This window comes from Microcoleus sp. FACHB-SPT15, assembly GCF_014849525.1.
GTDB classification, from domain to species: Bacteria; Cyanobacteriota; Cyanobacteriia; order Cyanobacteriales; family Coleofasciculaceae; genus Symplocastrum; species Symplocastrum torsivum.
Genome location: NZ_JACJNU010000056.1, coordinates 63,407 through 84,419 on the forward strand (window position 1 = coordinate 63,407; position 21,013 = coordinate 84,419).

Below are 21,013 nucleotides of genomic sequence, written 5' to 3' on the forward strand. Positions count from 1 at the left end.
TCCTTAGTCAGTAGTTAGTTGCAATAGCCAACGACAATGGACAAAAAGCAACAACTTAATGCACAAATTGCTCAACGTGATCTAACCTAGTGACCACCACTTACTTTTCAATTCTCGTATCTGGGCTTTGAGCGTTCACTGACACTCGCCGCATCAAGTATGCCACCCCAAAATCTCCATTCGGATGCTTTTCCAGCAACTCAGCGAGTTCAAATACACGCGCTGCCAATTCGCTCCCCAACTTTTCAACGGTTGCTTGACGCTCTTGTTCAGAAAATTTGTGTTCTCGTACCTTTGTCTGCCATTCATTAGTAAATAACTGCTCAATTGTGGTGTGCAGCCCAAGGCGTTCTAGAATATCCCATTCTCCATAGTCGCACCAGATTCCACGACATTGCAGGCACCGCTCTACATAAAACGGTTTCTTCAGGTTGACCTTTGCTCGTGATAGATAGCGCTGGCACTCTGGGCATAAAGCCGCTTTGGCATCGAAGGGAGATTGGACAAAATCTACATTAATCGTTTTGGAGAGTACCGTTGGTACTACTGGATTGTAAGATTGACGTGTCTGCCAAGCTTCGTACTCACTGGCAGGAATCCAGGTTCCTTTGCACTCATCGCAATACTTTACGGCAAACTTGTTGTCGAAAATGCCGTCCAAGAGTGTTACTTTTCTACATTTCGGGCAATGCACTGATTTTTCTTCCTCAAAACGTCCGATTTTCCTATTTAATCTACTCCGAGAGGGCAGTATTAGAGTATTAGTGAGTCTACAAGCTAATGGTTTCGTTTTATCAAAAGTGCAACAGAAGCCAGCAACCGACAATGAACATCATCCACTCTAGTTAGCTCTACTGTTCCAGCAAGGCTTCACAGTAGCGAATCAGAGTCGATATGCGATCGCACACATTCGCTGTCCGAGTCTGGGTGGTTGCAGCACTCCGTGAGGCTTGCAATAGCATCAAATCCGTCTCCAAGAGCCGCATCTGCTTGTAGATTTCTGTCTGAATCGACTGCCATCGGGACATAATATCCACGGCAAAGTCATCAGCACTTAAACTCGCAACTTCCGAAAGAAATACTTGCTTTACCGCCTGGAACTGCTCAGGCAGTGCTACACTCTCGAAATCTTTTGCAATAACGGTTTGGTGCAATTCCTCTAAAACCTGTTTAAATTTTTGATAACGTTGTTGATGTGATGGCTGTAACATTCTGGCTCTCATTGATCTAGAATTAATGTAAAGAATTTTGTCTTTTTAATAAAGGAGATTGGTTAATAGCAAAGCAAGCCTTCAAGGATTAACCCTTGCAGTAAGCTTTGTTTACCAAGAAGAGATGAGCTTTCCTAGCATTCTTGCACCTGCTCCTATCGCAATTTAATAAGCGCTTACCGTCTAAAGCGCTCACTGTTGCCTCAGCTAAAGCTCCTAGCTTTTGCTCAGGTGCCCTGTACAGCCTTACCTAAAAATCCTCTCCAGTCATCTTGACCAAATTTCCGACTTTAAAAGAGGTAAGGAACAACCAATAGTTCTGCAACGCTACTGTTCTCACAGTACTTCTGCTAAACTCTCAGATCTATTTTTTACTCACTAGCAAAAAAAATTATGAATGCTACCGCCACAACCTCCGCTCTTGATCTTGATGTTCCAGGCTGGTTGCGAGACTGCTTAATCGCCGCCTCACCCGCTACTGAGAAACCAGTGCCGGATGATACCAGTTTGATTTGTCGAGCCTTTGAATTTGCTTACCAACTGCATGAAGGACAATACCGAGCCTCAGGAGAACATTACATTGCCCATCCAGTAGCCGTTGCTGGGTTGTTGAGGGATTTGGGTGGCAGCAGTGTGATGATAGCGGCTGGGTTCCTACATGATGTTGTGGAAGATACAGACATCACGGTAGAAGAAATCGAATCCCGGTTCGGAGTAGAGGTGCGGCGACTCGTTGAAGGGGTTACAAAACTCTCTAAATTTAACTTCTCTAGTAAAACCGAGCGTCAAGCCGAGAACTTTCGCCGAATGTTCCTCGCGATGGCGGCAGATATTCGGGTAATTGTCGTCAAGTTGGCAGATAGACTGCACAATATGCGGACGCTAGAACACCTGAATCCAGAGAAACAGCGCAGAATTGCCTTAGAAACCAGAGAAATCTTTGCACCACTCGCCAATCGCTTAGGAATTGGTCGCTTTAAGTGGGAATTGGAAGATTTAGCGTTTAAGTATCTGGAACCAGAGGCTTTCCGAGAAATGCAAGCACTCGTTGTCGAGCGTCGCCAAGATCGAGAAGACCGCTTAGTTAAGGTAACAGAAATTTTGCGCGATCGCTTGGAGGGAGTAGGTGTCAAGTGCATAGATATCAATGGACGTCCGAAGCACTTGTATGGCATTTACCAAAAGATGCAGCGGCAGCAGAAAGGGTTTCATGAAATCTACGATATTGCGGCGATGCGGCTGATTGTGCAAACCAAGGAAGAGTGCTATCGCGCCTTGGCAATCGTTCATGATGCCTTTCGACCGATTCCGGGACGGTTCAAAGACTACATTGGTTTACCGAAGCCAAACCGTTACCAGTCGTTACATACAGGTGTGATTGGTCTAAGTGGTCGTCCGATTGAAGTGCAAATTCGCACCCTGGAAATGCATCACGTTGCGGAGTTAGGAATCGCGGCGCATTGGAAGTACAAGGAAAGTGGCGGTTCTAGCAATACTCGCTTCACAGCAGAGGATGAAAAGCTGACTTGGCTGCGGCAGTTGCTGGAATGGCAGAATGACCTGAAAGATGCTCAGGAGTATATGGACAGCGTCAAAGATAATTTATTTGATGACGATGTTTATGTATTTACGCCAAGTGGGGATGTTGTGTCCTTGAGTCGGGGTGCAACACCAGTAGACTTTGCCTATCGGATTCACACGGAAGTCGGCAACCACTGTGCAGGTGTGCGCGTGAATGGGCAGTGGCGCGTGTTAGATAGTCCATTGCACAACGGCGACATCGTTGAAATTATTACACAGAAAAACAGTCACCCTAGTTTAGATTGGCTAAATTTTGTGGTGACACCCAGCGCCCGGAACCGGATTCGGCAATGGTATAAGCGATCGCATCGAGAAGAAAATGTTGCTCGTGGTCGAGAACTACTGGAAAAGGAACTCGGCAAAAAAGGCTTTGAATCGTTGCTAAAATCCGATCCGATGCAGGCTGTAGCAGAGCGATGTAACTACCATACAGTTGAAGACTTACTGGCAGCCTTAGGTTATGGTGAACTAACGCTGAACATCGTAGTCAATCGCCTGCGAGAAGCTGTAAAAGCCAAGCAACCAATTGAAACGGATTCACAAGAGACCGTAACTCAGACCCCTGTTGTTAAAATCCCCTCTACGGGTGGTAGTAAAGGTGAACCGATTGCTGGTGTCGAAGGGCTACTCCATCACCTTGCAGGTTGTTGCAATCCCGTTCCTGGTGAACCGATTATTGGTGCCGTCACTCGCATCCGTGGCATTTCAATTCACCGACAGGGATGCCCCAATGTTGAAAGTGTACCCGGAGAGCGGTTAGTTCCTGTTAGCTGGAATCCTACCGATGCAGATAATGGGCGTCCTCAAACTTATCCTGTCAACATTCAAATGGAAGTGATTGATCGAGTGGGTGTCTTTAAAGATATCCTGTCACGCTTAAGTGACCAAAATATTAATGTTCGCAACGCCCAAGTCAGAACTCAAGAAGGTAAACCAGCCATTATCGACCTGTGCATTGACATTCGTGACCACAAGCAACTAGAAAGTAGCTTCTGCCAAATCAGAAAAATGAGTGATATTTTGAATATGCGTCGCATCAGTCAGGTTGAGGAGTAGTTAGTTGTTGGTTGTTATTGATACCGCAGGGGCTTCGGGAGAAACCCTTCCTAATGGGTAGGACAAAGTTGGGAGGGTTTAGTGAGAATGGCAGAGTATCCCGCGAAGGAAAGCTAGTCATTGATGAACTAGCATTCCATCAAACTTATATCGAGTGCATTTGAGCAGTTCGTATATAAGTTGTCGCTTTTTGTTTGTTGCAACTAACAACCAACAACTAACAACCAACAACCAACCATGAAGCGTTCTGCCTGCCTTATCTTTAATCCAGTTGCTGGTCAAAGCGACCCTGACCAAGATTTGTCGCAAATTCAGGCGCTTTTAGATCCTGAATTCGACCTAGATATTCGCTTGACAACGCCAGAGGTTGATGCGTCTGAACTGGCGTATGATGCTGTAGCCCGTGGTGTCCATATGGTTATTGCCTCTGGAGGTGATGGTACCCTGTCGGCAGCGGCTGAAGCATTAGTGGGAACAAACATTCCTTTGGCTATCATTTCACGGGGTACAGCTAACGCGTTTGCCTCGGCGTTAAACATTCCAGACACGATTGAAGGGGCGTGTCAGACTATTTTAGGGGGAGTAACAAAGGTTATTGATGCCGCACAGTGTAACGGAAAACCAATGGTTTTGCTGGTTGGCATTGGCTTCGAGGCAGAAATGGTCGAAAAAGCGGATCGAGAAGCAAAGAACCGCTTGGGACTACTAGCTTATGTATTGGCTGGAGTGCAGCAACTACGGGAGTTTGAAACCTTTGAAGTAGAACTTGAAACAGAGGATAGAGTGATTAAGGTTTCGGCGGCGGCTGTGACAATCGCGAATGCTGCCCCACCAACATCAATTTTTGCTCAGGGACCAGCAGGTATTATTTATGATGATGGTTTGCTCGATTTAACTGTCGTAGCCCCTGCAAATCGGACGGTTGCGATCGCATCAGCTTATCACCTGTTACAGACAGCGATTCGTGGCGACGCGGCTGAAAGAGATGACATCGGCTACCTGCGAGCAAGGCGTATTAAGGTAACAACACAGCCACCTCAGAAAGTTGTTCTGGATGGGGAAATTCTTGGAACGACTCCTGTTGAAGTCGAGTGTATTCCGGGTGGCTTAACTATCTGTGTACCACAAATAGAAGAAGAGCAACCCCATGAAAGACTTGAAGGACTGCCAGAATTGGCAGTTGAGACGAGATATCCGCTGTAAAAACTATTAGCTATTAGCACTCAGCTATCAGCTTTGAAAGAATCCTTCTTTAGAATCAAGCTAATGGCTAATAGCTGACGCTAGCTGCTATAAAATATCCTTCTTGTTAGTATTAAATCTAACAATTCGATTTGTACATTTGCTTATAGCAGTTCTCAGTTAAATGAGGTACAGCTCAAATCTGTGAAAGAGCGCTTTTAGTTAGGAAAACAAAAAAGCTGATAGCTAATAGCTGACCGCTAACTGCTATATTTAACGCATGAGGGGGCTACCGTGGTGATGAACGAGATACCACGAAGATGCCATGCACTCAAAAATATTTGTTGCCATTGACTCTGCCTGAATGCTTCTACCACCACTGGCTTGGAGGACTTTCTCGGTCAAAATGACATAGGCGAGCGTCTCACGAAGTTCCACAGAAATAATGTCTGTTTCAACCTCAATATATTTTGTATTTCTAAATATCTGCATCCAGGATGACTCAATTTCCTTCCAGCCTCGCAGTGCCCTACGTCCGGGATGAATACAAAGAGTACCAGTTCCTTGCGACCAAATAGTACTCATCGCTTCAATATCCTTTTTCTCAAAGGCTCGATAAAACGCTTCGTTTGCCGCTAAGACTTCACTTCGTCCGTTGTTCATCGGTATACCTTGGGGTCAAATTCTACTACTTGATTGTTAAAGGCAGAAGTTATAGCAGTCGAAGTATAGATTAGGACATCAACGAAGACTATGACCCTTAGCCAGAGCTATTTGGCTGAAAGCTGACCACTGAAAGCTGACTGCTGCTTGCCATAGCACAATATTATCCAACCTTAGATGCTCTGCTACCTTATCTAAGTCATGTCTCACTGACCCGTATGATTAAGGAAAGGGTTAGAGCATAACTTTGTGGCATGGGTATCGTTTGGGAACTAGATTTTTACTCGCGTTCGATTTTGGACGAAAACCAGAAAAAGGTATGGGAAGTCTTACTGTGTGAGAGTCCTTTAGATACGCGCCAATCCACTGAGGAGTTATTTCGCTATGCCAGTTGGTGCCCCAATCAGCAGGTAAATTCGATTTGGCTGCAAAGTGCGATCGCAGAGGCAATCGCTCAAAGTAAACAACCCCCCGAAAAAATTCGCTTCTTTCGGCGTCAGATGAGCAACATGATCGTCAAAGCCTGTGAAGATTTGGGCATCCCCGCTCAAGCGTCGCGCCGCACCTACACCATAGATCGTTGGCTGCAACAACGGGCAAAGGATTTTTACCCCAGCCAGCCTGGATATCAAGCCTCAGCAGAGGTATCTTCGTTTGTCCGTTATGAACCCGAAACCCCGCAAGCATTACCGGATGCTTTGGAAGGACAGAAGTGGGCGTTTGTGAGCTTGGAAGCGGCGGCTTTTGAGGAAATGGATGAGTGGGACATTGCCTTTGGAGAAGTGTTTCCTCTCTCGCTGATGGAACTTGCGCCCGACACTCGAATTCCCGGCATCATTATTTTTTCCTCCAGAGCAACTCCCGTGGCAGCCTGGATGTCAGGCTTAGAGCTTGCGTTTGTCAGATTTGAGAGTGAGCCAGTTGCTAGATTGTTACTCGAAACGGGTGAAAGTGATAGCTGGATTCTGGCTAATATTAAAGACGCCCAAACGTTAAATGAGGCTAGAGGCTTTGAGTCAGCGAAGGAAAAGGCACAACGGGTACATTTTCTTGCCGTGCAATCTAGCCCAACCTCAGAAGCCTTTGCAGGATTTTGGCTGCTGCAAGAGTTGAAGTAGCGCTTCAACGGTCAGTAATTGACGTTTAGAATCAGTGACAAGCCTCTACCCTTCAACTTAAGAGAGAAGAACACCTGACAACGGACAATTAAGAACAGACAACTGATAAAAAGGTTTTAGTTATGGGTTCTAACGATTTGCCAGAAGCCCTACACGCCGAACAACTGTTAGAGTTAGCGGCTCAAGCAGGGGTGAAGCAAGCAGAGGTTTATCAGTCGCGATCGCTTTCTCGACCAGTGTTTTTTGAAGCCAACCGACTGAAGCAGCTTGAAAGCAGCCAATCGGAAGGAGTAGCCCTTAGGCTGTGGCGAGAGGGACGTCCAGGACTTGCTGTTGCTTATGGACCAGTGGAACCCCAAGATTTGGTCGATCGCGCGATCGCCATGACGTATCTCAATGAACCGGAACCCGTGGAACTTGCTGGGGCAAGAACTGATCACTATCCCGATCTCGGAGAGACAGTGCCAGTGGAAGCCTTGGTTGAAATGGGTAAAGTTGCGATCGCTCAGATTCGTGACGCTTACCCGGAAGTCCTGTGTACAGGACAGTGGGAATGTGAAGAGGAAACAACACGTCTGGTTAACTCTCAAGGCTTAGATTGCCATTACACCGACACAACCCTGAGTTGCTTTATTGGAGCAGAATGGGTACGGGGTGAGGACTTTTTGAGCGTCTATGATGGTCAGACTGAGCGAGGGACGCTGACGATTGAAAAAGTTGTTCAGCAAATTCTACAACGTTTGAGTTGGGCAAAAGAAAATGTCTCTCCTCCCAGTACTCGTGTACCCGTTTTACTAACTGCCAAAGCCGCTGATTTGCTCTGGGATACAGTTCAGTCAGCGTTAAATGGGAAACAAGTGTTAGAAGGAGCTTCCCCTTGGAGCGAGATGTTACGCGCTAAATCCCAAGGTGTTGTTTTACTGACAGACTTGATCCCGCTTGTCACGTCCGACACCCTCACAATCACTCAGCAACCAGATACTGGCCCCTATAGCTGCCCCTTTGATGATGAAGGCACTCCTACCCAACCACTTTTGTTGATTCGAGAAGGACGATTGCAGCAGTTTTATTGCGATCGCACAACAGGACGACTGCTAGGCACTAGCACGACTGGTAATGGCTTTCGTCCTGGTATGGGTAGCTATCCGAGTCCCGGCTTAGTTAATATGCTGGTTCAACCGGGAAAGGGTTCGCTCTGTGACTTGATTGGGCAACTCGATGAGGGACTCGTTGTAGATCAGTTGTTAGGCGGTGGTGCTGGACTTAGCGGGGAGTTTTCAGTCAACGTTGAGTTGGGCTACCGAGTGCAAAAAGGAGAAATCATCGGTCGAGTGAAAGACACGATGATCTCTGGAAATGTCTACACTGTCCTGAAGCAATTGGTAGCCCTAGGTGGCGATGCCGATTGGAATGGTCCTTGCTACACGCCATCGCTAATTGTAGAAGGAATCTCCACTACGGGTAGAAGTTAGTTGTTGGTTGTTGGTTGTTAGTTGTTAGGTAGGAGAAATCATTGAGAAAGAAATGTTAACCTAAAAAAATCTCAAAACAAATCACTATCCTTATAACAACTGGCAACCAAACAGTTCTGTAATTCAAGTAACAAATAACCAAAAAGTTATAGCTGTCGCTATAAGATTAGGACAGATTTAACAGCCCAAACAACCACTTACTAGTAATAAACCCTCTGCCTTTTGCCATACAACAAACCGATGATAGACTTTAAGCAATTTGAAGTTTTGAGTTTTGATTGCTACGGGACACTCATTGATTGGGATAATGGGATTCTAGGGGCATTAAAACCTATCCTCTCAAACCATAATGTAAGCCTCAGCGATGAGCAAATTCTTGAAGCTTATGCTCAAGTTGAAGCGGCTCACCAATCTGGAGACTACTTAAAATACAGAGAAGTTCTTAAAAGATTAGTCCAAGCCTTTGGGGAAAGATTGAACTTTATACCAACAGACGCTGAAGCCGAGTCACTGGCTGAATCAATTAAAGGTTGGGAACCTTTCCCCGATACCGTTGAAGCCCTAAAAGCTCTGAAAAAAAGCTATAAACTTACAATTATTTCCAATATCGATGATGATTTATTTGCCGCTACGGCTAGAAAACTAGACGTAGAGTTTGACTGGATAATCACAGCGGAACAAGTCAAATCTTATAAACCCTCTCGACAAAATTTTGAGTTTGCCCTTCAACGCATGGGCATCACTCCAGATAAACTCTTACACATTGCTCAAAGTGTTTATCATGACATAATTCCGACAAGAAGCATGGGATTATCATCGGTATGGGTTAACCGCAGAGGTGAGAAACAAGACAATCAGGTGATAGACTCAGCAAGTGGAAAACCAGATTTGGAAGTACCAGATTTAAAAACCTTGGTGTCTCTCATGAGTTTAGACTCATGAAAAAACCTAATAAGCTTGGCTGGGATATAGCGGTTTCCTGGAGAGATGAGGTATGGCAGGAGGTTTGTGAAACTTGCTCTCTACGCAAGGAAAACAAAAAAAGCTGATACGCGACAAGCTGACGGCTTTCTGCTATAAGTTTCAGGTGCTAAGTAAACGGGCAAAAATAAACCTACCCATTTAGGGAGTTGTCTCGTTAAAATTTTATATTCACCAACAACTAACAACCAACAACCAACAACTAATTTCTGTTGTCCAGCATCTACTATCTGTCGCTAGCGACAAATGACAACATTGCCCGTATCCCTTCCCAAGCGCTTTCGTCAATGGCTGTTACCGAGGCGCCGCCTTGCGATCGCAGAAGCCTGTTTGATTGGTTTAGTATCTGGACTCTCTGCCGTCTTACTCAAGCAAAGTGTTGGTCTTTTTGGTTCATGGCGTGTTCAGGCTTCTCTCTTGCTACCCGCTAGCATAGCCTTACCCGCGATCGGACTTTCTTTAGGGCTACTTTGCGGGTTTATCATTGAGCGTTTGTCATCCGAAGCAACGGGTAGTGGTATTCCACAAATTAAAGGCGCACTCGCTCAGTTTCCCATTACTCTCAATTTACGAGTCGCACTCGTCAAGTTAGTCAGCAGCATTTTATCCCTGTCGGCGGGGCTAACATTGGGGCGACAAGGGCCAACGGTTCATATTGGTGCAGCGATCGCAGGACAAATGAGTCATTGGGTGCCGACTTCTCCCGATCACCGACGTCAGATGATTGCAGCCGGGGCGGGTGCTGGTTTAGCAGCAGGTTTTAATGCTCCCCTTGCGGGAATTTTATTTGTCGTTGAAGAACTACTACGTGACCTCTCAAATCTGACATTAGGGACAGCAATTCTTGCCTCTTTCATTGGTGCTGTTGTCTCGCGGCTATTGGGTGGACGGAGTTTAGATCTCAACCTGCAACTCACCGACCTTTCAAGCGGCTTCAGTGCGCCAGAAATTCCCTTTTATGTGTTGTTGGGTGTCTTAGCTGGATTGCTAGGGGCATTGTTTAATCAGGGACTGCTTGCCAGCCTTACCCTCTACGAACGCCTGAACCTCAGATTACCCATACGAATTGGCTTAGCGGGGATGATTTGTGGCTGTGTTGTGGCACTGCTGCCGATTTCCTTCCGAGACAACAACGGTTTACGGGAGTTGTTACTCACGGGTGAAGCGAGTTGGCAATTCACAAGTGTTGCCTTTGTTGCCTACTTTATTCTCACGTTAGTTTCCTATGGTTCCGGCGCACCAGGCGGTTTGTTTCACCCCTCTCTTGTGCTAGGTGCGGCGCTGGGTTACTTAGTAGGAGTTGCTCAATCTCATCTGTTGGGAGTAGGTTTGCCGACAAGTTACGCCTTGGCAGGCATGGGTTCATTTTTTAGCGCTGTCTCAAAAGTCCCGATTACGGCGATTGTCATCGTGTTTGAGATGACAACAGACTTCAATCTCGTGCTGCCATTGATGATTAGCTGTGTAACCTCCTACCTGATTGCCGATAAGTTAGCAAAAGGCTCACTGTATCAGCGTCTCTTGGAATTGAAAGGCTACACATTGCCTACTCAACAATTAGAGAAGGGTTCTTTATCGGGATTGAAAGCCTCGGACTTAATGCAGCCCAAAGTTGAAACTCTGGCGAGTCAGATGACGTTGGATGAAGCGGTACGGGCGTTTTCCCGCTCCCATCATCGCGGTTTTCCGGTACTCGATAACGGTGAATTGGTTGGGATTATTACTCAAACAGATTTGGCGAATGCAAGCCAGCGCCAGTTGCCTGGGGATACAACGATTTCACAAATCATGACCCCTCAGCCAATAACGGTTATCCCCGTTGACCCATTGAGTCAGGTTCTCTATTTGCTCAACCGTTACAAACTGAGCCGATTACCCGTTATAGAAGGTCGGAAACTAGTAGGAATTATCACCCGTGCCGATATTATTCGTGCTGAAGCTGACCAACTCAGTGGTGATGACCAAATCGAGTCTCGTCCTGAACCGTCTTACGTGGTGTATCAAACTCATGCTCCAGCAGTAGGACGAGGGCGTTTGTTAGTTCCTCTGGCTAATCCGCAAACGGCACCGATACTATTACAACTTGCTTTCTCAATTGCCCGCGATCGCGATTACGAAATCGAATGTCTCCAGGTTATCCCCATCCCTCGCAGTCATAATCCCGCTCAGACATCTGTAAAAACAACTAAAAGTCGTCGCTTACTGCGTATGGCAGAAAAACTGGGGCGAGATTGGGAAATTCCCGTTCACACTCAAATTCGGGTTGCCCACGATACGGCTCAAGCGATTCTAGAAACACTTAAAGAGCGACATATTGGTCTAATTTTAATGGGATGGAAGGCAGAGCCACCGACTAGCGCAGGTCGTATCTTTGGCAATGTTGTGGATACTCTGATTCGGCAAGCTTCCTGTGATTTAGTGTTGGTCAAGCTAGGGCATCGGGAAGAACAACATGATGATGGGACATCTGCTGCGGCTTGTCCCTTACCAATTGCCTGGAATCGCTGGTTAGTACCCATTGCTGGGGGACCGAATTCAAGCTACGCCTTGCAACTTTTACCTGCTCTCGCTTCCCACAACTCGATGACAACGATTAAAGTGACTCAGGTTTTTACTCCTTCTATACTTTTACCGGACACCACTGGATTAGAGAAAGCCGCCTACTACCTAAGCGACAAACTCAACACCAGCGTCATGACAATTCCTGTACGTTCTTATTCTGTGCCTGATGCTGTGATTCATCTGGCTCACGCCGATCAGTGTGATGTTGTTGTTTTAGGCGCGAGTCGTGAAGGGCTCTTACAAAAGGTGATACATGGAAATATTCCAGAAGCGATCGCACGGGGCGTTAACAGCACGGTGATTTTGGTACGGGGGGCATTGGAGTAGTTGTTAGTTGTTAGTTCGCTTCTTTTGCCTCTCGCTACATAATGATTAGGTACTCTAGCCAATACGATGTCCCTGACTTCCTGATTTTCTGAATTTAAAAAAGGTTTATTGTTTGTTGCTAGTTTTCATCCTGCTCGTCGTGTCCCTTGAGCATGGAAGTCTAACTTAGGAAATAGTGCTTGATAAAACAGATATACCGTAAAAGGCGATCGCTTTTTACTCAGCAATCACTGCGACTTCTTGAGCCAAGAACTGATGTAAAGTTCTTCTAACCTGAAACTCTTTGTGAAGGTTGCTGCTTGCTACACCGAGAACTGGCATTTCCTGTCTACAGCGAGAACAATACCAATAAATGCTGTTGTGACGAGCATGACGGAGCAACCGAGTAGAGCAACATGGACAATCGTTCATGGTATTCCTGGAACCCAACACCTATGAGAGTACAGGTTATAAGTTAAAAATTTGGGTAAGAAATCGGAAAAAAATCGGGAAGAATTAATGTGCCAGAAAAGCTTAACAAACGATTTTTAAGAATTATAAAAATTACTCTGCTGTTGAATTTCTGAACTAAGGCAAACACTATAGCAAAAGGCAAAGGGCAGAAGGCAGAGGGGTTTTATGTTTATTACTAGTAGGTGGTTGTTTTAGCCATTAAATTTTTCCTAACCCTTATGGCGATAGCTATAACAAAAAAGCACCTTGAAGAAGGTGCCAAGAGAGGTGGCAAAAACCAGCCTCCAGCCTATGTACTATTTTTAGCTAACCCTGTGAGCGTGAGGTTTGCGAGCACCAGCTGAGGCTCCTGCCAGTGAAGCAGCTAAACCTAGCAAGGAACCAATCACAAATGACCATAATCCTTTAGCTGCATTGCCAGCAATATCACGAGTTTGGTCAGCTGAAGGTGCGTTGGGCGCGTTGTTTGGTAGATTAACACCGCCCTGCTGTTGAACTTGGCCGATAACTTCTCCAGCATTGGAGGCAGCAATTCCAAAAGCACCCGTTACGCCACTTGCCAATAGCCAAGAACTCAGTGCCAGGGTTGTTGCCCAAAGAACTGCTCCGTTTAAAAGCGCTGTGCTACGGTTCATCGGTCCACAAGCGCGGGCGGCAACCCAACTGCCAACGAATAGCGAAATTAACAAACTGATGATTGACCAAATCCCTACACCTGTGCCAACGCCAGGGGCATTTGATCTAGGGGCACCTGAACCTGAAAGGAAGCTTGAGCCGATCGCAGCACCCAAGGCACTCAAAATCAGTTGAGTTGCTAAGGCAACTACAAGACCTGAAATAATCGGACCCCATCTAACGCGATCGTGATATTCGACTACTTGATTAACGATTGGGGGTTCAGTGAGTATACTATCCCCTGGACGATTTACATATGACATAAGTTTGCCCTCCCTTGCTCCTTGTGTGCTAGAAGCTCTTTGGATTAATTCCTTCTTCGTTTTCAGTCTAGAGCGGGAGTGCAAATAATTTCTCTATCACTAGAAAGAGTTAGATTTTCCCTCAAGAGGAAGAGTTTATCAAGGCTGTGTTAAGAGATGATGTAGCTTATATGACTTTAGTTGGGCATAGAGTGAACTAGAGAATTTTGGTCAAGTAAAGTTGAATCGTTGCGGGGTATCGGTAGGCCCTGATGAAAGCGAAATCGATACCACAAGAAAAGCGATCGCACCCTTTTGAAATACAGAAATTCAGTCTCAGAGATCTCTTAGCACAACTATAGGTTTATTTTAGTGGCACAAAGGTTTCACCTATTTGCTGGTCATTAGTTTCGTAAAAAGTTAGTAACTAATGACGATGAGTTTACTTGAGACTAACCGATGTTTATCAAACTCATAATTGAGCCAGTTATTGATTGAGTGCCAAACCAGCATTAAGCAATATACCTAACACAGAACGAATGGCTCTGAGTTCCTCTGGAATCTCAATCACAAAACTATCAGGACTGCCATTAATCAAGGCATTGTAAGCCTCAATTGCCGCTTGAAACTGGGCAGCATCGACCGTCCCACCAGCATTTAGTCCTCGCAAACTAGCTACCAAGTTTGCTGCAAGAGATGCATCTGCCCCAGCACTGACTAACCCACTTTCAATCTGAGCCGCACTAGCACTAACATTGCCGTTGGCCGTCACGAGGACTTCTAGATTTTGCTGTATCGTGAGTGGAATTGCAGTCGGAGTATCAGTAGAGAGTACGGGTAAATTTCCCGCCGCCAACTGCTGATTTACTAAACTTGCTGCACCGTTAACCGCCTCTTCAATGGGTCGAGTGATGTAAACGATGACTAGCTCACCCCCCTCACTGGGGACGAGTGCCCCATTAACAATATCACTGGTTGTAACAATCGCACCCGTTGTATCTGACTGGTTGCCCGACTGAGCTTGTGCTGTTGGAGCGTGAGACACAACACCCGCAATGGCTAGGGCAAAACCTAGTCCAAGGTGTAAAGGAAAATGCTTAATGTTCATAACTTTCCTTCGGAATTGATGACTTAAAACGATATCCCATAACCAACACCCAGAATAAACCGGGTACCATCACCCGCTGTACCCGTAACATCAGCCGCTGCTGGGGTGATGACTAGGGGTACCCCACGGATTGGCACAATTGAGGCTCCCAAGTTCAAATCTTGACCCGTCCACTCGGCAATCACAGTAATGGGTTCAGCAACTCGTACCCCAACACTACCAAACACATTAGGGTCTTTGTCTCCCTCTTCAATATTATCTTCTGAGCGGAAACGACCACCGCCGACACCTACCGAAGCCGTGATTGTACTCAGGGGTTGAGATGCGTCCCGGCGTAAGCGGAAAACTTTACTCGCAACACCGTAAACGCTGCTGCCACCATCGGTATTGCCCCACTCAATTAAATTCTCTACGCCGACTGCCACCGCAAAGTCATCGGGAAACAAGCGATGCACCTTGAAGCTAACGCCACCATCCTCAAACGTATCGCCCTCTAAGTCATAAATTGACACTGCCGTTTCTAGAGCAACCAGTCGTCTTGGATCACCTAGACCAAAACCTACCACAGCCGCGCCATCATCTATGTCAGTAAAACGCGCTCTCTCCTGATAAGTTCCTCCAAAGAAAATGTTGCCGCTTTCAGCGCCAAATGCTGTTGGTGTACCAATACTTGACCCTCCTCTAATAAATCGCCTAATGCGTTCTTCTACTGGTGGTTGTGGGAAAAGAAGTGCTTGGCGCGTATCCGCAACTTGATCAGGGGATGTGGTAGGCGGTGCTGCAACGGGTTCGTAGCCAACAATGTACTGGGCAGCAACATCATTAGCACTAAGTTGCGGTAGGGTTCCCTCGTTCACTAAAGCCTGATAGATAAACGCCGCTACATCAGCGCGAGTGGCAACCTGGTTGGGATTTAAGAAAGCAACATCCGGATAGTTGACCACTAGCTGATTGAGAGCGGCGGCGGCGACGCTATTGCGGGCAAAGGTAGGAATTTCGGGAGCGTCTTGAAAGTTTGTACTTAAAACGGTTGCGGGATCGTCGGGTGGAGACAAATCAAGCCCACTTACTAAAGAAACCAACACTTGAACACGAGGTATATTTTGCTCAGGCTGAAAGATGTTATTCGGGTATCCTTCCAGAAATCCTGTGCGATAAGCTGCCTGAATCGCCTCAATACCCCAGTAAGTTGGGGGAACATCAACAAAATTGATTCCTGCACGTTCAGGCGCTCGTCCAAACGCCTTACGAATCATTGCGGCAAACTGAGCGCGAGTTACTGGTTCATCGGGGCGGAACGTACCATCCGGAAAACCCAGAATCACCCCTCGTGCAGCTAGGACTTCAATAAAACTCCGTGCCCAGTTATTTTGAATATCAGGAAAAGTTCTGCGTTGAGCCAGTTGTGCAGCTGTACCCGTTGCAGGTTTTTGCCCTCCTGGAGAGGCTTTTTGGGGACGAAGAGCCTCCGCTCCTAGCATCGTATCCAAGAGCGATTGACCCAGTGAACCCCCATAATTAGCATTGGCAGTCGTGCTAGTTGGCTTCGCTGCGACAGGATTGGCAAGACCTGCGGCAGCGGATAGCATAGTACTACTCAAGATTGAACCGATTAAAATATATCCCCAGTAGCGGATATGCTTGTTGAATTGATAGAAATGACCCGTGCATCTCGCTATCCTCATCACCTTTCCTACTCTTCCGAAGTTGAGTTGATTATTCAAAGGTTACACGAGTTTAGTGGACTTTATATCATTACACTTCTACCGGAACTTTCTCCAAAGTTAGCCTGACTTTGAGTAGAGAGAGTCAACATTTCTGTAAGGGATACTGTTTAAAGTGAGCGCAAAAAGACGTTCTGAGATAGTTGGTCGAGTTGGTGTGACGAGTAGTGGTTTAAGAAGACGTATGAATCGACCGATCGCAAGTTTAACTCTACTCGCGTTTTTCGCCGTTACGGTTGCCACTCCGATCCAGGCACAAATCCCTGGTTTGTCTCCTGGGGCAACACCTGGAGCAACTGGAGTGGGTAGTCCACCTCCTGCAACACCCTATACCCTAGGAGCAGGCGATCGCGTTCAAGTAGCGGTCTTTGATGTTCCAGAATATAGCGGTGAGTATGTGGTCTTAGTTGATGGCAGCCTCAATTTACCTGTCATCGGTAGCATATCTGTTCGGGGATTAACGCTTCAACAAGCGACAGACGTGATTTCCTCTCAATATGCCCGCTTTGTGAGACGCCCCCTGATCACAATTAGTCTAATAGCAGCTCGCCCCGTTGTTATCGCGGTGGCAGGCGAAGTTCAACGCCCTGGAACTTATTCCGTCGCCGTAGGAGGAGGTGGCGCTGGGGCAACTGGAGGACAGTTTCCGACAGTGACACAGGCAATTACCCTAGCTGGGGGCATTACTCAATCTGCTGCCGTTCGTGATGTGCAAATTCGGCGTCGCACCTCCCCGACAACAGAGCAAGTCTACAACGTCAACCTTTGGGAATTACTACAAGGCAACTTGGCTCAAGACGTTGCGTTGAGAGATGGTGACTCAATTTTTATCCCATCCGTCGGCAGCTACAATGCCGCTGAAACTCGTCAACTGGTGGATTCTAGTTTCGCTCCACAACAAATTGAGCCAGTTAATATTGCCATAATTGGCGAAGTCGCCCGCCCAGGCCCTTATTCCGTGTCAGGAGGCGGCGTAGGGACTGGTGGTGCGACGGGTGCAATCACAGGTTCTGAAACAGGCGCAGTCGGTGCTGGTGGAGGCGACGCTGGTCCCCCTACTGTGACTAAGGCAATTCAAGTTGCTGGTGGTATTACAGCCCTTGCTAATATTCGCGAAATCACGATCACCCGCGCTACCCGCACAGGTGGAACCCGTGTGATTCCAATCAACTTATGGGCACTCTTACGTTCAGGTGACCTTAATGAAGATTTTCTCTTGCAAGATGGAGACACAATCATTATTCCGACAGCAACAGCACTCGACCCAGCAGAGGCAGGCCAACTGGCAGAGGCGAGCTTTGCTCCTAATGAAATTGTCGTGAACGTAATTGGGGAAGTTGAAGCTCCAGGAGCAATCACGGTGCCACCCAACACCCCTTTAAATCAAGCTGTACTAGCGGCTGGTGGATTCAATCCTCGTTCCCGTAGGAGTTCCGTTGATCTGATTCGTCTTAACGACAATGGAACTGTTTCCAAGCGCCGGATTTCAGTGGATTTAGCTCAGGGAATTAATGAGGAAGGCAATCCTACTCTCCGAAATAATGATGTCGTTGTGATCAGACGCAATACCCTTGCCAGCGTTGGGGATACTCTAGGGAACGCCCTAAATCCCGTTGGCAGCTTTTTAAACATACTTGGCATATTTAGAACCATTACTGGTGATTAGGGCAGCGTCAGCTTAAGCATTTCCTCCTTGAAGGAAACAGGGGAAAGCTAAAAGGGGAGAGGGAATGAGACACTTCCTTTCCCCTTGTCTTTTTGAAAGATGTCGTTAATAGTCAAGTTCCCGATCGCATTCATCAGCAGGGTTGGAGACTCTATTAGTACAGTCCTATTAAAAGGAGTTTCCAATCGATCTAGTTTCTGTATACTATCCTGTACATACCAGATACAAAATTCAACAGCAAACGGATTTTTCTGATAGCTCTCAATCAAACACACAAGGACGAGGGGCACGATGGAGAGGGGCAATATTCAACAGCCGTTATCATCTAATAATGGGAATGGGAATGGGAAACATTTATATTTACCGTCACCAATCCCCCTGACTCAACCTGTGGACAAAGAGCAGGATGAGCTAAATCTGCGCCATCTCGTAAGTGTGGTACGGCGTCGTGCTGTTGTAATTGCTGGTGTGGCGATCGCAGTTACCTCGGCGATCAGTTTTTGGACGTTCAGCCAGACACCCAAGTATGAAGGGAAGTTTCAGCTCTTAGTAGAGCCGGTTACAGAGGAAGGAAACTTGGACAAGCTGACACAAGTACCCGGTGTCAGCGAAAGTCCCGGTTCTATCCTAGATTACGACACGCAAATTGAAGTCTTACGCAGCCCGAATTTAATGGCTCCTATCCTTGAGGAGATTGAAAAGGACTACAAAGATGTCAGCTACGACTCTTTGATTGGGAGTAGTGAACTGAACATTGAGCGCTTAGCAGAAACCAAGATTTTGGAAGTTCGCTACCGCGATACAGACCCGAAGAAAGTTCGATTTGTCTTACATCAGGTTGCTAGAGGCTATCTGCGGTACTCGCTTCAAGAGCGGCAAATTAATCTAAAAAAAGGGATTCAGTTTGTTGAAGGTCAGTTGCCACAACTTCGCGATCGCGTAGACAAACTTCAGGGACAACTACAAGCATTCCGGCAGCAGAACAATCTCCTCGACCCCGAAACTCAAGCGCAACAGCTATCAACTCGCGTGAGTGCTATTGAGCAGGAGCAATTGCAAACTCAGGTTGGTTTAAGAGAAGCTCGCTCCCTCTATACAACAATCTCTTCCCAACTTGGTCTATCACCAAACGAAGCCTTGGCAACAGCGGCTCTCAGTGAAGCCCCTCGCTACCAAGAGTTACTCAATAAGTTACAAGAAGTTGAAGCTAAGATCGCGACTGAGTTATCACGCTTTACCGAAGAAAGCCCAACTGTCCAGGCACTACGCAACGAACAGCGAAATCTCTTGCCACTGCTAGAGCAAGAATCCCAACGGGTGCTGGGGGCAAATCTTTCACAGGTTAATGTCTCGAATGATTCCCCCAATTCGATTCGCTTAGAACTGACTCAGCAACTGGTTGATGCAACCAACCAAATACAAGTTTTGCAAGTGCGACAAAATGCGATCGCCCAGGCAGAACGTAGCCTCAACCTCCAAGTAAAACAGATGCCGGTGATTGCGCGTCAATACACCGATTTACAACGAGAACTCAACGTTGCTACAGAGAGCTTAAACCGCTTTTTGGGATTTCGGGAAGGTCTTCAGATTGAAGTTGCTCAAAAAGCACTCCCCTGGCAAATCATTCTCAAACCCCAAGAACCCCAATTTCCAGTGTCTCCTAATACTCAACGGAACATCCTGTTGGGCGCGGTTGCGGGGTTGTTGTTGGGGATAGGAGCCGCTTTATTAGTTGAACGCCTCGATAATGTATTCCACTCACCCGATGAACTGAAAGACCGCAGCAAACTGCCACTACTGGGTGTTATCCCGTACAACAAGCAACTCAAAGTGATAACACCAGTTGCTACGGTAGCAGAAATGGTTCCTGCTGAAGACTCCACAACTGAGAAGAAAAATCGCCGTAAGCCACAGTGGTACACAGCTTCTCCCTTCTTAGAGTCGTTCCGCTCCCTGCACACTAATATTCGCTTTCTCGGAAGTGATACGCCAATCCACTCGATTGTCATTAGCTCAGCCACTCCCGCAGACGGCAAATCGACTATCGCCGTTCACCTAGCTCAAGCCGCCGCCGCAATGGGTCAACGGGTACTTTTGGTCGATGCTGACCTGCGCCGTCCCCAGGTGCATAAGATTTTGGGCTTAGAAAATAAGGTGGGGCTAAGTAACGTTATTGCGACTGGAATTACTGCTAAACAGGCAATTCAGCGATTGCCAATGTGGGATCACCTGTATGTATTGACCGCTGGTCAGCTACCACCTGATCCAACTCGACTTTTATGTTCCAGGAAAATGCAGTATTTGATGGAACAATTTCACGCTGTTTTTGACCTGGTTATCTATGACACTCCACCAACACTGGGGCTTGCTGATGGAAGACTTTTAGCAGCCCACACTGATGGTGTGGTTATGGTTGCAGGACTAGGGAGAACTGACCGCTCAGTGCTAATGCAAGCCTTGGATGGGATGAAAGTTTCCAATGCGACGGTCTTAGGCGTAGTCGCTAACGGTGTTAAGGGCTATACAACTAGCTCCTACTACAACTATCAACAGTACTATGTAACTGACTCAGAAGTCCTGAGAGCAAAGCAGCTTTTGCAGAAAAAAATAGATTAAGAAATTGTACAAAAGTAACGCGATCGCTTTTTGTTGATGACAAAGAAGGAATTACCTCAAGCAGGCAACTAAAATGCTGATTAGCTTGGAAGTATCCTGCATCACTGACGTATCTATGTTAGACGCACAATCAATTGAGCCTTAGCAAGAAGAATTGCCAAAGCCATGGGTTGAATCAATTAAACTAAATGAATAGTTTTTCTGAATTTAGCAATTTTAAAACGAGAAGATTAAGTTTATGAAAATAGTTGATAATTAATTATGGTTCTTCAGTACTTAGTATGCTAAATATATAGCGAAACAAGAAAAGAAGAGATAAATTTAGTGTATCTAAGAGTGAGCAAACCCTGACTGACATTGACAGATGAGGCGCATT

At 46.5% G+C, this 21,013-nt stretch carries 15 protein-coding genes; 8 read left to right on the forward strand and 7 right to left on the reverse strand.

The features are described 5' to 3' along the window. Window positions 1-100 precede the first annotated feature (100 nt). Window positions 101-694 carry a zf-TFIIB domain-containing protein gene (locus H6F98_RS22545; protein WP_192220954.1) on the reverse strand — a complete coding sequence of 198 codons (594 nt, stop codon included), beginning with the start codon at window positions 692-694 and terminating at the stop codon, window positions 101-103. Window positions 695-851: 157 nt separating this feature from the next. Continuing rightward, entirely contained in the window at window positions 852-1,211 is a 360-nt protein-coding gene (gene patD, locus H6F98_RS22550) for a heterocyst frequency control protein PatD (protein ID WP_192220955.1), read from the reverse strand. Between the two features lie 393 nt (window positions 1,212-1,604). Here patD and H6F98_RS22555 point away from each other — a divergent pair, with 393 nt between their 5' ends. Together H6F98_RS22555 and H6F98_RS22560 are read left to right on the forward strand one after the other, a co-directional pair. Continuing rightward, window positions 1,605-3,848 (forward strand): bifunctional (p)ppGpp synthetase/guanosine-3',5'-bis(diphosphate) 3'-pyrophosphohydrolase, encoded by a 2,244-nt coding sequence (locus H6F98_RS22555; protein ID WP_192220956.1) that lies wholly within the window; start codon window positions 1,605-1,607, stop codon window positions 3,846-3,848. A gap of 237 nt (window positions 3,849-4,085) precedes the next feature. After that, window positions 4,086-5,051 carry a YegS/Rv2252/BmrU family lipid kinase gene (locus H6F98_RS22560; RefSeq protein ID WP_192220957.1) on the forward strand — a complete coding sequence of 322 codons (966 nt, stop codon included), beginning with the start codon at window positions 4,086-4,088 and terminating at the stop codon, window positions 5,049-5,051. A gap of 252 nt (window positions 5,052-5,303) precedes the next feature. On the opposite strand, the gene H6F98_RS22565 is transcribed toward H6F98_RS22560, so the two are convergent. Continuing rightward, window positions 5,304-5,693, reverse strand: a complete 390-nt coding sequence (locus tag H6F98_RS22565; protein ID WP_192220958.1) for a nuclear transport factor 2 family protein — start codon at window positions 5,691-5,693, stop codon at window positions 5,304-5,306. Between the two features lie 254 nt (window positions 5,694-5,947). On the opposite strand from H6F98_RS22565, the gene H6F98_RS22570 reads away from it, so the two are divergent. The 4 genes from H6F98_RS22570 to H6F98_RS22585 all read left to right on the forward strand — a co-directional run bounded on the left by H6F98_RS22570 (window position 5,948) and on the right by H6F98_RS22585 (window position 12,153). Beyond that, the gene (locus H6F98_RS22570) at window positions 5,948-6,811 is read left to right on the forward strand and encodes a Tab2/Atab2 family RNA-binding protein (RefSeq protein WP_192220959.1); all 864 of its coding nucleotides are present in this window, start codon (window positions 5,948-5,950) and stop codon (window positions 6,809-6,811) included. A 122-nt stretch (window positions 6,812-6,933) separates the two neighbouring features. After that, the gene (locus H6F98_RS22575; protein WP_192220960.1) at window positions 6,934-8,283 is read left to right on the forward strand and encodes a TldD/PmbA family protein; all 1,350 of its coding nucleotides are present in this window, start codon (window positions 6,934-6,936) and stop codon (window positions 8,281-8,283) included. A gap of 240 nt (window positions 8,284-8,523) precedes the next feature. After that, the gene (locus tag H6F98_RS22580; protein WP_192220961.1) at window positions 8,524-9,225 is read left to right on the forward strand and encodes a haloacid dehalogenase type II; all 702 of its coding nucleotides are present in this window, start codon (window positions 8,524-8,526) and stop codon (window positions 9,223-9,225) included. Window positions 9,226-9,510: 285 nt separating this feature from the next. Continuing rightward, the gene (locus H6F98_RS22585; RefSeq protein WP_192220962.1) at window positions 9,511-12,153 is read left to right on the forward strand and encodes a chloride channel protein; all 2,643 of its coding nucleotides are present in this window, start codon (window positions 9,511-9,513) and stop codon (window positions 12,151-12,153) included. 216 nt (window positions 12,154-12,369) lie between these two features. On the opposite strand, the gene H6F98_RS22590 is transcribed toward H6F98_RS22585, so the two are convergent. From H6F98_RS22590 to H6F98_RS22605, 4 genes are all read right to left on the reverse strand, one after another. After that, window positions 12,370-12,564, reverse strand: coding sequence for a hypothetical protein (locus H6F98_RS22590; RefSeq protein ID WP_192220975.1), 195 nt, complete (start codon window positions 12,562-12,564; stop codon window positions 12,370-12,372). Window positions 12,565-12,908: 344 nt separating this feature from the next. After that, the gene (locus H6F98_RS22595; RefSeq protein ID WP_192220963.1) at window positions 12,909-13,544 is read right to left on the reverse strand and encodes a hypothetical protein; all 636 of its coding nucleotides are present in this window, start codon (window positions 13,542-13,544) and stop codon (window positions 12,909-12,911) included. 466 nt (window positions 13,545-14,010) lie between these two features. Continuing rightward, the gene (locus tag H6F98_RS22600) at window positions 14,011-14,631 is read right to left on the reverse strand and encodes a hypothetical protein (protein ID WP_192220964.1); all 621 of its coding nucleotides are present in this window, start codon (window positions 14,629-14,631) and stop codon (window positions 14,011-14,013) included. Window positions 14,632-14,654: 23 nt separating this feature from the next. Beyond that, the gene (locus tag H6F98_RS22605; RefSeq protein WP_192220965.1) at window positions 14,655-16,316 is read right to left on the reverse strand and encodes an S-layer homology domain-containing protein; all 1,662 of its coding nucleotides are present in this window, start codon (window positions 16,314-16,316) and stop codon (window positions 14,655-14,657) included. Window positions 16,317-16,470: 154 nt separating this feature from the next. Between H6F98_RS22605 and H6F98_RS22610 the strand changes: the two genes are divergently transcribed. Further along, window positions 16,471-18,021, forward strand: a complete 1,551-nt coding sequence (locus tag H6F98_RS22610) for an SLBB domain-containing protein (RefSeq protein ID WP_313929922.1) — start codon at window positions 16,471-16,473, stop codon at window positions 18,019-18,021. A 291-nt stretch (window positions 18,022-18,312) separates the two neighbouring features. Next, window positions 18,313-20,637 carry a polysaccharide biosynthesis tyrosine autokinase gene (locus H6F98_RS22615; RefSeq protein WP_192220966.1) on the forward strand — a complete coding sequence of 775 codons (2,325 nt, stop codon included), beginning with the start codon at window positions 18,313-18,315 and terminating at the stop codon, window positions 20,635-20,637. Window positions 20,638-21,013 lie beyond the last annotated feature (376 nt).